The sequence below is a fragment of the Qipengyuania sp. genome (assembly GCF_965277845.1).
Taxonomy (GTDB): domain Bacteria; phylum Pseudomonadota; class Alphaproteobacteria; order Sphingomonadales; family Sphingomonadaceae; genus Qipengyuania.
The window spans coordinates 2241660-2255240 of sequence record NZ_OZ255844.1; the positions used below are offsets into that span (position 1 = coordinate 2241660).

The 13581-nt window shown below is 58.3% G+C and carries 11 protein-coding genes; 7 read left to right on the forward strand and 4 right to left on the reverse strand.

From position 1 onward, the window contains the following. Positions 1-17: 17 nt before the first annotated feature. On the reverse strand, positions 18-1709 hold the full coding sequence (locus tag ACQY4G_RS11035) for a S8 family serine peptidase (RefSeq protein WP_421990934.1): 1692 nt from the start codon (positions 1707-1709) through the stop codon (positions 18-20). Positions 1710-1963: 254 nt separating this feature from the next. Between ACQY4G_RS11035 and ACQY4G_RS11040 the strand changes: the two genes are divergently transcribed. The 3 genes from ACQY4G_RS11040 to ACQY4G_RS11050 are packed head-to-tail and all read left to right on the forward strand — an operon-like array spanning position 1964 to position 3795. Further along, entirely contained in the window at positions 1964-2482 is a 519-nt protein-coding gene (locus ACQY4G_RS11040; RefSeq protein ID WP_421990936.1) for an RNA polymerase sigma factor, read from the forward strand. Continuing rightward, positions 2466-3212, forward strand: coding sequence for an anti-sigma factor family protein (locus ACQY4G_RS11045; RefSeq protein ID WP_421990938.1), 747 nt, complete (start codon positions 2466-2468; stop codon positions 3210-3212). Before ACQY4G_RS11040 ends, ACQY4G_RS11045 begins: the two co-directional genes overlap by 17 nt. Before the next feature lie 40 nt (positions 3213-3252). Continuing rightward, positions 3253-3795 carry an aspartyl/asparaginyl beta-hydroxylase domain-containing protein gene (locus tag ACQY4G_RS11050; RefSeq protein ID WP_421990940.1) on the forward strand — a complete coding sequence of 181 codons (543 nt, stop codon included), beginning with the start codon at positions 3253-3255 and terminating at the stop codon, positions 3793-3795. Between the two features lie 6 nt (positions 3796-3801). Here the strand turns inward: ACQY4G_RS11050 and ACQY4G_RS11055 are convergent, their stop codons facing one another. Genes ACQY4G_RS11055 through ACQY4G_RS11065 form a run of 3 tightly spaced genes read right to left on the reverse strand, consistent with a single transcriptional unit; the run spans position 3802 to position 9211 of the window. After that, a complete protein-coding gene (locus ACQY4G_RS11055; protein WP_421990942.1) occupies positions 3802-4998 on the reverse strand; it encodes a TolC family protein in 1197 nt (398 codons plus the stop codon). Between the two features lie 34 nt (positions 4999-5032). Then, positions 5033-8137 carry an efflux RND transporter permease subunit gene (locus ACQY4G_RS11060; RefSeq protein WP_421990944.1) on the reverse strand — a complete coding sequence of 1035 codons (3105 nt, stop codon included), beginning with the start codon at positions 8135-8137 and terminating at the stop codon, positions 5033-5035. 6 nt (positions 8138-8143) lie between these two features. Then, positions 8144-9211 carry an efflux RND transporter periplasmic adaptor subunit gene (locus ACQY4G_RS11065; protein WP_421990946.1) on the reverse strand — a complete coding sequence of 356 codons (1068 nt, stop codon included), beginning with the start codon at positions 9209-9211 and terminating at the stop codon, positions 8144-8146. Positions 9212-9333: 122 nt separating this feature from the next. On the opposite strand from ACQY4G_RS11065, the gene ACQY4G_RS11070 reads away from it, so the two are divergent. From ACQY4G_RS11070 to ACQY4G_RS11085, 4 genes are all read left to right on the forward strand, one after another. Continuing rightward, the gene (locus ACQY4G_RS11070) at positions 9334-9993 is read left to right on the forward strand and encodes a response regulator (protein WP_421990948.1); all 660 of its coding nucleotides are present in this window, start codon (positions 9334-9336) and stop codon (positions 9991-9993) included. Then, positions 9990-11345: a sensor histidine kinase gene (locus ACQY4G_RS11075; protein ID WP_421990950.1), complete on the forward strand. Its 1356-nt coding sequence runs from the start codon at positions 9990-9992 to the stop codon at positions 11343-11345. The genes ACQY4G_RS11070 and ACQY4G_RS11075 overlap by 4 nt, the downstream gene beginning before the upstream one ends. Positions 11346-11701: 356 nt before the next feature. Next, the gene (locus tag ACQY4G_RS11080; protein WP_421990952.1) at positions 11702-12100 is read left to right on the forward strand and encodes a single-stranded DNA-binding protein; all 399 of its coding nucleotides are present in this window, start codon (positions 11702-11704) and stop codon (positions 12098-12100) included. 798 nt (positions 12101-12898) lie between these two features. Continuing rightward, entirely contained in the window at positions 12899-13120 is a 222-nt protein-coding gene (locus ACQY4G_RS11085) for a hypothetical protein (RefSeq protein ID WP_421990954.1), read from the forward strand. Positions 13121-13581 lie beyond the last annotated feature (461 nt).

Consider the following 13581-nt stretch of genomic DNA (forward strand, 5'->3'; position numbering starts at 1 on the left):
GCGCGACGAGTTGCCCCTTACGGGCGGATAAGTCCGTATCCGTAAACAGGATCATGGCCTGGCTCACCAAGGTCTTGCGCTCTGGCGCGAAGCGATCGCAATTCGGCTTCGTCGAGTTGACCATTGCGTCCGGTGGCGAGCAAGATTGCAACCGCTGCAAACGGCGCTGCGATAGAAGTCCCGCTCGAGCTTCGCGGACCAGTGCCCGCTGCCGCGTGGCGAATTCCCACACCAGGAGCGGCAAAATCGAGGTGTTCGCCGCGACTGGAAAGCCGGAAGACGCGGTTTCTCTCGTCGAGCGCTGTCACGGACACAACGCCTGGATACGCCGCTGGGTAGAGCGGGCCGGATCTAGGCCCCTCATTCCCCACAGCGGCAACGATCACTACGCCGCTTGCTCGGGCTCGATCGACGGCACGCTGCAAGACCCGGTTTGGTGGGCCGGAAAGGCTCATATTGACCACCATAACGCGGTTTTGCGTCATCCAGTCGAGGGCCCTGACCAAGGCTGTTGTTGATGCGGAATTCCCACGGCCCGGTAGTCGTTCAAACACAGATGCCGCGTAAAGTTTCGAGTGCGGTAGCAGTCCTTCGAAATCCGAACCTTTTCCTATTAGTATAGAGGCTATTGTGGTGCCGTGCCGGTTTGGTCGAGGATTCCGGCTACGAACAAAGTCTCGAAAGACCAAATCCGCGCCGGAAAACGCAGGGTCGGATTGTGATACAGCCGTGTCGATCAACCCGATCCGCGCGCTTGTCGATCGCTGTGCTGGCGAGAGTGGCATTGCAGAAAGCGGTGATCGCCCGGCTCTCCGTCTGCGATAGCTCGATTGCGGAGAGTAAACGTGATTGTACTCGACCACAGCATCTGGCGCGATTGCAAGCAGTGCCGTCCGACCTTGCTGGCCAGCGAAGTTCGGCGGCGGCGCGAGCCGCGACATGACCTGGTCGAGCAGATCGATACGCTCACTCGATCGGACCACGAACCCAGCCGCTTCCATCCTCTCCAGTTCCACGGATGAAGACAATACCAGCCATTCACCACTCGCAATGTCGAAATCGTCTTCGTCTTGGTCGATGCTCTCTAATTCTAGGGTTGCTTCAAAGCTAGCCTCAAACTCCGTCTCGCTTTCAGTGATTCCTTCATACTGCTCGTCGGCATCATCGTCTTCACGCTCGCCTTCAGCTTCTTCTTCGCTTTCGTCTTCAGCCTCTTCCTCGCTCTCGTCTTCGGCCTCGTCTTCGGCCTCGTCTTCGGCCTCGTCTTCGGCCTCGTCTTCGGCCTCGTCTTCGGCCTCGTCTTCGGCTTCGTCCTCGGCTTCGTCTTCGGCCTCGTCCTCGGCTTCGTCTTCGGCTTCGTCTTCGGCCTCGTCCTCGGCTTCGTCCTCGGCCTCGTCTTCGGCCTCGTCTTCGGCCTCGTCTTCGGCCTCGTCTTCGGCCTCGTCTTCGGCTTCGTCCTCGGCTTCGTCTTCGGCCTCGTCCTCGGCTTCGTCTTCGGCTTCGTCTTCGGCCTCGTCCTCGGCTTCGTCCTCGGCCTCGTCTTCGGCCTCGTCTTCGGCCTCGTCTTCGGCCTCGTCTTCGGCTTCGTCCTCGGCTTCGTCTTCGGCCTCGTCCTCGGCTTCGTCTTCGGCTTCGTCTTCGGCCTCGTCCTCGGCTTCGTCCTCGGCTTCATCGTCAATGTCATCGTCGAGATCAGGATCGAACGACAATGAGCCATGCGCCTTCAATCCCCCGCCGACTTCTGCGACCGGAACCAATACGAGAGCACTCGCCAAGAAAACTGAGAACAAAATTTTCATACAGACTTCACGGAATAGATTTGAACCTGTGGACCGACATGTCTAGCCATTCCTGTTGCCGAACATGCTATCCTGCGTTTTTTCCTACATAGCATGACGCGCATTCAGGAATAAAATTCCATTGGGTCTGGAATAAAAATCGCATTGGTGCGTCTTTGGAGGAAATGTTGCCAGCTGACCAAGACAAAAAAAAGTGGCTGGATGCATTGCCTGATCTGAGGCGGTTCGCGCTGTCGTTGACCCGTGATTCTGAACAGGCGGAAGACCTAGTGCAGGAGGTCAGCCTCAGGCTCGTACGAAGCGAGATCCCTGAGGATGCGGACCTGCAACGCTGGGCCTTTCGGGTTTGCAAGAATGTCTGGTTCGATCAGCTGAGAAGGAAAAAGGTCAGGCTGGAGGCGGCAGAGACCGTTCGGGAACTTGGACCAATCGTTGAGGATGGCGCGGCCCGGACGGAAGAGAGATCGGAGCTGGATTTCGTGATGCGCGCTATGTCGCAGCTGCCCGACGAGCAGTATTTTGCGCTGTCGCTCGTTGCGATCGAGGGAAAGAGCTATCGCGAGGTAGCAGAGATAACAGAAGTGCCGATTGGCACTGTTATGAGCCGAATTTCCAGGGCGCGCGGTCAGATTGCCGCTGCGATCGAAAAACAACAGGAGTTGTCGAGTGGCAAAGGTGAATGACGAACAGCTCAATGCCTATCTCGATGGCGAATTGCCGGAAAGTGAGGCAAACGAAATCGAACGGGCGGTGGCTGCCAATGACAAGCTATCCGTGCGGCTTGACCAGTTGGCGAAAGTGGATGTGCTGTTTCGGGGTGCTGTTGATCGGCTGGAAGCGAGTGCTGAATCTAGCGCCAGCACTGCGCCCTCTACTACAGATACCAGTCCTGTGGAGCGCTCGAAGCCATTGCCACCAGCGGCCAATGACAATTGGTGGCGATTGGCGATTACCGCGTCTGTCGCTCTGGCTGTCGGACTCTTTGCCGGCGGAACCATGTTTAATTTCGACCAGAATGCCGGCGATTCTATCCGCCTCGCGAGTTATGAAAGTTCAACCGAATTCGGTGGATTGCTCGAAAGAGGCGCGAGCGGGGACGCTCTCGAAATAAAGGGCGGCAGCGCACAAGTGCAGCTTACCTTCGTCGGCCTCGAAGGTCGTCCGTGCCGTGAGTTTAGGGTTATCGGAGCAGAATTGACGACGTTTGGCGTGGCCTGCCGTGGCAGCGCCCCCCAGTGGAATGTGGAAATCGCTGCGGTTTCACCAAACACACGTCCTACTGATCCGTCGGTCTATCAGACAGCTTCGGCAGGCGGGGAGGCGTTTAGTTCCGCCGTTAGCGCGATGATGCAATCAGATCCGTTAAATGCCGAGGATGAGCAGGCCTTGATTGAAAAAAGCTGGAAGCCCTAACAAGGGACCTGCCGAATTTGCTGCAATCGGGAGAAATACGATGAAGAACTTCCAACTCATTCGGGATGCTATCGATGTATCACCCTATTTGCAGGAAATTGCCTCCGTCCCTAATGCGTGGGACCTGAATTCCGGTCGCAAGGACAAGATCAAGGTCCAACGCGAGGCGGATGCAATCCCCATCCGCGGTATGCGCAAATCCATGGCCAATGGTCGTAAACCGCGCGACGTGCATGAATCGCGATTTACAAACACGTCGAAGAAATTTCCGAAAATCCGAGAGTTACTTGTTTCAATCGCTGATGAACTAGATAGCGAACTTTCCCGCGCGAAGGTTGTCAGACTGCCTCCGGGAGGTAAAGTTTACTCCCATATCGATCGTGGCGAATATTATCGCGAGCGAGATCGCTATCACCTGGTCTTGCAAACGTCTCCGGGCAATACGCTGACATGCGCGGACGAAACGCTTCACATGCGCGTGGGGGAGCTGTGGTGGTTCGATAACAAAAAGGATCACGCAGCAGAGAATGCAAGCGAGGAAGATCGCATTCACTTCATCTTCGATCTTCTGAAACGCCAGTAGGGCGTATTAATCGGCAAGCCACAGCGCATGACTGTCGATCCGGAGCTGCGTAACGGCACGGGCGGCATCGGCACGCGCACGGACATTCTCGCGGAATGCGTCATGAGTCATACGTTCACCGAGCAGTAGATCGTCCAAATCGACCTCCCCTAGCTCGTAGCCGCGCCTCAGCTTCTGCAGCGCGTCCATCTGGGCCTCAAGCGCCTCGCGCGAACGCTGCCATGCCGAAAGACGGAAACGGGCGTTGGCAAGGTCAGCATCGGCAGTTTCGCGAACCGTGAAGCGAACGAGACTCAGATCCGATTGGGCTGCAAGCGCCTCGGCTTCAGATCGTTCAGCCAGCGAACGCCGATAGCGACCACCAAGAGGCATCGAGAAAACGAGGCCGGCGCCGCGTTCCTGTCCGCCGAACTCGGAAAATACACGCACGCCGACGGAGGGATCGGCTACACGATCCCGCCGAACGCGGTCCGAAACGCTCTCGCTTCGGCGTGCTTCGGCCTCGGCTGCAGCGATTTCGTGGCTGTTGAGCTCGACCTGGTCACGAAGCCTGGCAAGCTCTTGGTCCGCGATTTCCGGTGCAGGAATGGCGGGGGCGGTCGCCGGAACTGCGAGGCCAGGGAAATGGGCGCTCAGCCTGCCACGGGCGAGCCGGGCTTCGCCCTCTGACGTTTCCGCAGCAATTCGCGCACGGGCCAAGGCGGCGCGCGCCAAATCCACGTCAAGCTGCGACGCATCACCAAGTTCTTCACGCCGCTGAACCGCTGCAAGCGAGCGCTCGTAATTTGAGACCGCTGTCCGATCGACTTCGGCTAGGGCGGATGCAGTTTGCCAATCGAACCAATGCCCGGCGAGCAGCAGAGCGGCCCGATGGCGAGCATCCTCAGCTATGTTCTCCGCGGCATCGATTCCATAGCGGCCGATCTCTCTATCAAGCCTGCCTTTGCCGGGTAGGCGAATAGGGCGTGTCAATTGGGCATCGTATTCGTTGAACTGTCCGAGCATATCGACATCGCGGCGCGTGTAACTGCCCGAAATCTCGAATTCCTGCGAGCCCCTGCGCAGCGCTTCCGCCTCTGCCCGTGCCGCGTCGACCCGGGCCCGTGCGGCGGCCACGCTGGGGTGCTCATCGAGGGCTCCCTGAACGGACGCCTCGTCTGGCAGGCCCGGCTCCTGTGCCACGGCGGGCAGCGCAGCAAACAATAACGGAAGCGCGAGAAGTGTCCTTAGCGCCATCTCAATTCTCCGCGATGTGTTCGAGGTCGCCTGCCTCGCGTTCGGCAGCGCCCTCCCCGAAACGTTCGTACAGGATTGGAAGGAGCACCAAAGTCAGCAGGGTGGCGGACACCAGCCCGCCGATGACCACAATGGCGAGCGGCTTCTGGATTTCCGAACCCGGCCCGCTGGCAAAAAGCAGAGGCACGAGGCCAAACGCCGCAATGCTTGCGGTCATGAGTACGGGGCGCAATCGGCGTTCTGCGCCTTGCCGCACCGCTTGTGCGAGCGGCTCGCCACGTTCGCGCAACTGGCGGAAATAAGTCACCATCACGAGGCCGTTGAGGACCGCGATACCGAGCAGGGCAATGAACCCGACGGACGCAGGGACCGAGAGGTATTCACCGGAAACAGCCAGCGCGATCATCCCGCCAACCATCGCGAAGGGAATATTGGTCAGGATCAAGAGCGATGCGCGCACCGATCCCAGTGAGAAATAGAGGATCGCGAAAATCATCAGGATCGAGATCGGCAAGACCAATGCGAGACGGGCAGAGGCACGTTGCTGATTCTCAAACTGCCCACCCCATTCGAGGCGGTACCCACTCGGCAACTCGACATTGGCCGCAATATCCGCCTTCGCTTCATCGACATAACCGACAAGGTCGCGCCCGGAGACAAAGGCCTGGACCATCGCGAAGCGTGATCCGTTCTCGTGTTCGAGTTTGACCGGGCCTTCCATGCGCGTGACCTGCGCAACGTCGCTTGCCCTGACCATCTGGCCTGTTGGCGAGCGATAAACATGATCTGCAAAAGCACCGGCCGAGGCGTTTTCTGTATCGTCGCCGCGGACAACGATCGGAACCCGCCGTACGCCATCATTGACCACACCCGCGCGGACGCCTTCAACCCTTGCGCGCATGGCATCCTGCAATTCGGTAACGGGCATTCCCAGACGGCCTGCCGCCACACGATCAACGTCAACCAGTAGATAATCGACCGTGTCATTTGCGACCGTCATGGCCTCGCTAGTGCCGTCAATGGTTTCAAGCCGCGTCTGGATTTCTCCCGCCAAGCGTGAGAGCTCGTCAAGATCGGGACCGAACAGCTTGATCGCCAGATCGCCTCGCGCACCGGTCAGCATTTCGGAGGTGCGCATGTCGATGGGCTGGGTAAAGGTCGGCTCGATACCGGGAAACTGGTCGGTGACCTTTCGCAGTTCGTTGAGCAGCCATTCCTTGTCCTGCACCCGCCATTCCTCGCGCGGTTTCAGTTGGAGAAAGCTGTCGGTCTCATTGGGGCTCATCGGGTCAAGACCCAGCTCGTCCGACCCGACCCGCGCGATCACTGCCTCCACTTCGGGCACTTGTGCAAGGATTGCGCGCTGCACCTTCATATCGCCTTCGACGCTGTGTTCGAGCGAGATTGAAGGCAGCTTGCTGAGCTGCACAATTACTGACCCTTCATCCATCACCGGGAGGAAGGTCTTGCCTGTCATGGAGTAAGCGACGCCAGTAAGTACGAGGGAGACACCTGCGAGGGAGAAAACCAAGCGCTTGCGCGCAAAGGAGGACGCAAGAAGGCTGGAATAGCGCGGCGCAATTTTCCGCATCAGCCAAGGTTCGTGATGGCCTTGCTTGACCTTGAGCAGGTAGAAACACAGAGCCGGGATCAGAGTTAGAGACAAAACGAGCGCCGACAGAAGCGCGAGCACAATGGTTTTTGCGACTGGTGAAAAGAGCTTACCCTCGAGCCCTTCGAGCGTGAGCAGAGGCAGAAACACAAGCGCAATGATCGCCAGACCCGAAGTGACAGGCTTGGCCACTTCGACGGTGGCAACGAATATGTTATGCAGCTTGCTGTCTTTCGAGTGTTTCTCGTCGGAAAGACGTTCAACGACATTCTCGACGACCACTACCGCGCCATCGACCAATATGCCGATTGCGATTGCGAGTCCTCCGAGACTCATCAGATTGGCCGTCAGGCCTACGGCACGCATGAAGTTGAAGGTCAGCAGCACCGCCATCGGCAATGCGAGGGCAACGATAACCGAGGCGCGCACATCGCCCAGGAACAGCAGCAGCAGAATGACGACGAGGATGCTGGCTTCTAGCAATGCGCTTTCGACCGTCCCGACCGCACGTTCGATCAGGTTCGAACGGTCGTAGAATACGTCGATGCTCATACCTTCGGGTAGCGTTGCCTCGACCTCGGTCAGCCGCTCCTTCACGCCCGCGACAACTTTCGAAGTGTCGCTTCCGCGCAAAGCGATCACCAGCCCCTGAACCGCTTCGCCTTTGCCGTTCTTGGTGACAGCGCCGTAGCGAGTAAGGCTTCCGGTTCGCACTGTGGCAACGTCGCCGACCCGCACGACTCCGCCGTTATCAGACTTGACGACGATATTGGCGAGATCGTCGAGCGACCGGATCGCCCCGGTCGAACGGACAATCAGCGATTCTTCGCCCACACTCAGACGGCCGGCACCGTCATTACGGTTGCCGGCCTTTATGGCTGCGGACAAGTCCGCAGTGCCGAGACCGACAGCGGCAAACGCCGCATTGTCGGGTGCGACCTCGAAGGTCTCGACAAAGCCGCCAAGCGCATTGACATCGGCGACCCCCGGAACAGTCCTGAGTGCGGGGCGAATGGTCCAATCGAGAGCCCGGCGCTTTTCCGCTAGCGATTGCGGACCCTCGATGGTGAACATGAACATTTCGGACAGCGGCGTGGAGATCGGAGCGAGGCCGCCTTCGACTGTTGAAGGGAGATCACCCATCACCGCATTCAGCCGCTCGCTGACCTGCTGGCGCGCCCAGTAGATGTCGGTGCTGTCCTTGAAGTCGATGGTTATATCGGCAATCGCATATTTGGCGACCGAGCGAAGCACGGTCTGGTCGGGTATGCCAAGCATCTCCATCTCGACCGGCGTAATCACCCGACTCTCGACCTCTTCGGGTGTCATGCCGGGAGCCTTGATAATGATCTTGACCTGAGTGGTGCTGATATCCGGGAATGCATCAATCGGCAGATTGGCGAACGACCAGCCGCCCATTCCCGCCAGGACGATGGCCAGACCGATTACGCCCAAGCGCAGGGCGAGCGCTTTTTCGATGAGTTTACGAAGCATGGCCGGTTACTCCGCCGTCATGGCCTTGAGTTCGGCAACGCTGCTGGTCGCGACAACCTCGCCTGCCTTCAACCCTTCGGAGATGATTACCTGCCCTCCACCGATTGTCGCGACGGTGACCGTGCGCAGCTCGAACCCATCGCCCTTCTTTACAAAAACGCTGTCTGACCCGTTGATCCTCGTCACTGCTGAGGCAGGGATAGCGATCCCGGTTTGTCCAGCGGTTCCTTTAAGGGTCACTCTCACATTGCGTCCGGCGACGATTCCCGGCGCAGCACCAATTGATGCGCGCGCGAGCACGGACCGGGTTGCGGGATCGATCGAAGGTGAGACTGTCAGGATCTGTCCGCCCACCATGATCGGTTCGGCACCCTCGCGAGTCGCAACCTCGACCTCGATAGGCATGCCGGGCGATACCTTGCGGGCAAGCGCCTCGGACAGCTGCAACTCGACCTGATAGGAACCCGTGCCTTCAATGACGAACGGAGCCTCCATTCCATCGACCGGGCCGCCTGCATCGACACCGACATGCGCTACTTTGCCGCCAATGGGCGCGCGCAGTGTCATTGTCCCGTCCGGCCCCGTTCCACCCAGAGAAGCAAGGCGTTGCTGCTCAGCCAGGCTAGCACGGGCTTGCGCAAGCTCGGCTTGTGCCTCTTCGGACCGCGCCCGCGCTATGATGCCTTCGTCAGCCAATTGCTTGAGACGGTCGGCTCGCGCCTGCGCAACGCCTAGCTGTGAACGCGCCCGCGCCAACTCGCCGCGGATTTGCACAGTCTGGGGCGCACGAACCAAAGCCAGCGCCTGTCCACGGCGCACGGCTTGACCTTCGACAACAAATACCCTCACAGCAGCGCCCGGGAATGGCGCTGTCACGGCGACTCTTGCCTCAGGTGGAAGAACGATCCTGCCCGGTGCTTCCCCAACCGGGGCGTCGCTGATTTCCGCTGCCTTCGAGGTCTGGATATCGAGACCGCTGAGCGGATCAGTCGTTGCAGCCTCGCTCGGAGCTTCACTTGTATCTCCAGAACAGCCGGGGAGGGACGTTAAGGCCGTCAGTGCCAAAGAGAGCATTAAAGAGTTTCTTGTCATCCTCGCGCAATGGCTCATGAAGCTGACAATAACTTGTCAGTTTGACAGCTTTCTGTCAGTTTTATTCCCGATACGTTGCCCCATGCTCTTTAGAGAAGATTGCTATGCGGCTACTGCTGGTCGAGGATGATCCCGAGTTGGGTCGGCGATTGAGTGAGCGCCTGCGGAACGCGGGCTTTGCCGTCGACCTTGCCGCAAACAGGGCTGACGCGGAGAACTGGCCCGACGTCGACAAGATGGCGGCGGTCATTCTTGATCTTGGCTTGCCTGATGGCGATGGAATGAAAGTGCTTGGCAGTTGGAGAAACCGGAAAGTGGATACCCCGGTTATCATCCTGACGGCGCGTGGGGCCTGGGAAGACAAGGTCGCTGGCCTCAACAAGGGTGCTGATGATTTTGTCGTCAAGCCGGTTCGTTTCGAGGAACTCTTGGCGCGCTTGAATGCTCTGTTCCGAAGACAGAATGGCACGCGTAACACCGTTGCTGAGGTGGGTAGTTTGGCACTTGACCCGCTGACGAGCCGTGTGGACCTTGACGGAAACACGCTGGCACTTAGCAAACAGGAGTTTCGGCTGCTTCATTTGTTCATGCGTCGCGCCGGGCAAGTGCTCTCGCAGTCGGATATCCTCGAAAATCTGTATGACCTCGAAAGCGAGCGAGAACTGAATACGGTTGAAGTTCTTGTCGGACGATTGCGCAGGAAGATTGGAAAGAAGCGGATCACAACCTTGCGCGGCCTTGGTTACAGGCTCGAAGCCCAATGAAGAAGGTCGTGACAAATTCGCTTCGAACACGGCTGCTTGTCACCCTGTTGCTGTGGGTGGTTATTGCCACCGGAGCAACTTTGTTGGTGGCCAACGCGATCTTTCGCCAGCATGTAGAAGATTCCTACCATGAAGAACTCGAAGTTCACGTAAGGGAACTCGCGGTCCTTACCCTTGTAAACGAGAAGGGCGAGCTGGAACTCGACCGACCTTTATCTGATCCCCGCTACAACCTGCCGCTTTCCGGCTTTTATTGGCAAGTAACAATGGAAGGCAGGCGACCACTTCGCTCAGGCTCCATGACCCGGGGAGAGCTAGACGAGCATATCGCCCATTCCCCTGAGGTTCTGCATGTACTTGAGAAAGGGCCCACTGGACCCGCGATTACATATGGCTTGATAGGAAGCGGACCTGACGGCGAAGAGATCCACTACGTGATCGCCACAGATCAGCGTCACCTCGACAGCTTGATCCAGTCATTCACGCGCGATCTCACCATTGCTCTTGTGCTTTTGGCCTTAGTGTTGCTTTTGGTCGGATATGCATTTCTCGGTATCGGGCTGCGTCCGCTTCAAAGACTGCGTGGGGCAATCGGTCTGCTGCGCAGTGGTGAGCGAAAGTCAATCGAGGGCGACTTTCCTGTCGAGATCGCCCCGCTGGTGTCCGATCTCAATGTGTACGCACAGCAGAACGAGGCCATGATTGCGAAGTCGCGCACATCAGCAGGAAATCTCGCGCATTCACTCAGAACGCCGTTGGCCGTTATAACCGACGAGGCCGAACGTCTGGCATCGGAGTCAGCAACCAGGGAGTCGGCGCACTTGCTGCTCGAGCAGGCCCGGACAATGGAGCAGCAGATTGAATACCAGCTCGCTCGGGCGCGGGCCTCAAGCGGTATGGCGCGCGGTGAGCACAGGGTAATCGTGCCTGATGTAGCACAGCCGATATTGAAGGCCATGCAGCGCTTGCATCCCGAAAAAGAGTTTCATCTGCAGATCGAGGGCTTTGACAAGATGATCTTGCCGATTGACCGGATCGACTACGCAGAACTGCTCGCGATCTTGCTCGACAATGCCGGCAAGTGGGCCAAATCCAAGGTGACCCTCATTTTCAAGGCGGATACTGCCGATAGCCTTACGGCATCGATACACGACGATGGGCCAGGGATGACCGATGATCAGATCGAACGCGCGACCGAGCCAGGAATACGTTTCGATGCCTCAAAACCCGGCTCCGGCTTGGGGCTGGCCATCGCCAAAGAGATTGCGGACAGCCTTGGGCTGGCGCTTTCGTTTAAGTCGCTTTCCTCTGGTTTCGTGGGCAAATTACGCTATGCGCCGCGTTCCGAATGAGGCCCACAGCTGCGGAACGAACATGCCCATACCTAGACTAATCTCGTATGCTTGATTCACGAGAGTTTGCGCAAGCAGCACTTAATCAACTTTGATTATGTGACCCTTCAGACCCGCACCCGATACCCATCCGGCTTTCTTCGCGAACAGTCCTGAACCAGGTCAGCTGAGGAGCCGCAACCCGTTCCTTTGACGGCCGTGTTGTCGCGCTTCGCGCGCCTGCCCGCACCACCCGTCATGAACAGGTTTCCCTTCGGCCCTTCAGGCCTGCGGTGCAGTCCTCCCATGCCCTGCTTCTTTCAGATGTTCGCAAGCCGGAGATGGTCTCCGGTTTGAGGAACTGAAGGAATACAACCATGACCAATATCGCAATCCTCACCGGCCGCATCGCCCGCGATCCGGAAACCCGCGAGACCAAGGGCGGTACCAATGTCACCGGGATCACTGTCGTCACCGATCGCCCCGCACGTGACAAGGACGGCAAGACCTACAAAGACGAGAACGGCTACACCGCCAAGGAAAGCGAGTTCCACCGGGTGACCTGCTTCAACGGCCTTGCCAAGACCGTCGGGCAGTACTGCACCAAGGGCCAGTTGGTTTCCGTCCAGGGCCGCATCCACTACACCCAGTGGGAAGACAAGGACGGGGTTACGCGCTACGGCACCGAGATCCTCGCCGACAAAGTCGACTTCCTCTCCCGCGGCAACGGTTCGAGCGAGAACGACGACAACAAGGATGCTCCCGAGATCGACTAAACTCTCTCTTCGATCTTTCTCCCAAAGGGGTCCTGTCCAAGCCGGACAGGACCCCTTTCATGCGATTGGAGTCATAGGAGTTTTCAGCTTTCGTTTGCAGATTTGCTGCTATCACCAGCAACATGAACGATCAGTCCAGCGTCAGTTATCCGGGTGACAAAGCAACTCCGGCTGAGGTGAGCTCTCTCGCCGATGAGTATCGGTTGGCGGCACTGCTACTGTTGGAAAATGGGCGGCCTAAGGAGCCGAAATCGCGCGCACCGTTTCGTATGGTGCGATCCATGCGATCGAACTTTATCTGAATGCGTTTATTCTCCACTCCGGCCACGATGCGGCACAGATACGAGGGTTTCAGCATAACCTCGCCGCACGCGCCGACCTCGCGGTAGAACTCGGACTAGCACTCAGGAAACGTACCCATGAACACCTGCATACCATGTCGCAATCGCGCGAGTTTCTGATTACCCGGTACGTGCCAAGCGGTACGTCCTTATCCGAAATAAACCGCCTGCAAGCCACGCTCGCAGAAGTCGCGCAGAAGGTTTCAGCGATCATCTAAAACGATGGGTTGGGGGAGGGGGCCTGGCTCACGGTTGTCCCATTCTGATGGCCGCACAACCGGCGCGTCAAGGACGGCAGGGCCCCACCATTTTGCCTCCCCTTCGCTTCGCTACGGTCCGACAAAATCGTTACCCCTACCACCGCTGCGCGGTCGCCCCTCGGGGCGATCCCTGACCCGCCGGCCGCACGCCCATCCGTCCTGCTCCTGCCGTCAACGGCAGACATCAGGAGGATATTATGGCTTCAATTGCTCAGCACAATTCGAACTCAGATCGCTACTTTGCGGCATTGGCTGTTGCAGAGCGTCGGGCGCTACACAGCTTCTTCGATCAGCATATCGTTGAGGACCGAGAACTCGGATACTTTGCCTTGGACGAGGGAGACTACAACGCACTTCCGGCACACCTTGCAGCGCGCGTAGTTCATACCGTCCGAGGGGCAATGTCAGACGAATTCTGACCATAGGATCAGGGCAGGGGCCGGTAACGGTTCCTGCCCTTTTTTTTTGTTCGCAGGTGAAAGCGGTTGACCTTCCGCTCGGCGACCGGACTGGTCCTCGCACGTTAATTGGTCTGGCGGGTCTAAGCAGCTATTTCATGTACACAGGCGTCCGTGCAGCGGGCCATTTGTCACCAAACTAAGGCCAGTTGGTAGCCCAGAGCTGTCTGCGCCAAAAATCTCGCTCTGTCCCCAAAACGCCCGACTGCTCCCGCTCCAAAAATAAGGTCGAAAATTCAACGCATTGAACGGTTGCTCCAAGTTGCCGGAAACGCCCGCGCACATTGGAACTTGACAGCACACCGTACGCAGCGATGCTGCCTGAAATCTGGCGCAATTCCGGCGCAAACGGGAGGTGCCCGCTTCTGTGCCAGGCTCGGCCCAGCAGCAATCCGGACTGTGCCGAACTGGTCCAAACTGCT

Excerpts from the sequence above, each read along its gene's own strand:
- ACQY4G_RS11050 (WP_421990940.1), top strand. The coding sequence starts at position 3,253 with ATGAAGAACTTCCAACTCATTCGGGATGCTATCGATGTATCACCCTAT.
- ACQY4G_RS11075 (WP_421990950.1), top strand. The coding sequence starts at position 9,990 with ATGAAGAAGGTCGTGACAAATTCGCTTCGAACACGGCTGCTTGTCACC.
- ACQY4G_RS11065 (WP_421990946.1), bottom strand. The coding sequence starts at position 9,211 with ATGCTCTCTTTGGCACTGACGGCCTTAACGTCCCTCCCCGGCTGTTCT.
- ACQY4G_RS11040 (WP_421990936.1), top strand. The coding sequence starts at position 1,964 with ATGTTGCCAGCTGACCAAGACAAAAAAAAGTGGCTGGATGCATTGCCT.
- ACQY4G_RS11085 (WP_421990954.1), top strand. The coding sequence starts at position 12,899 with ATGGCTTCAATTGCTCAGCACAATTCGAACTCAGATCGCTACTTTGCG.
- ACQY4G_RS11070 (WP_421990948.1), top strand. The coding sequence starts at position 9,334 with ATGCGGCTACTGCTGGTCGAGGATGATCCCGAGTTGGGTCGGCGATTG.
- ACQY4G_RS11060 (WP_421990944.1), bottom strand. The coding sequence starts at position 8,137 with ATGCTTCGTAAACTCATCGAAAAAGCGCTCGCCCTGCGCTTGGGCGTA.
- ACQY4G_RS11080 (WP_421990952.1), top strand. The coding sequence starts at position 11,702 with ATGACCAATATCGCAATCCTCACCGGCCGCATCGCCCGCGATCCGGAA.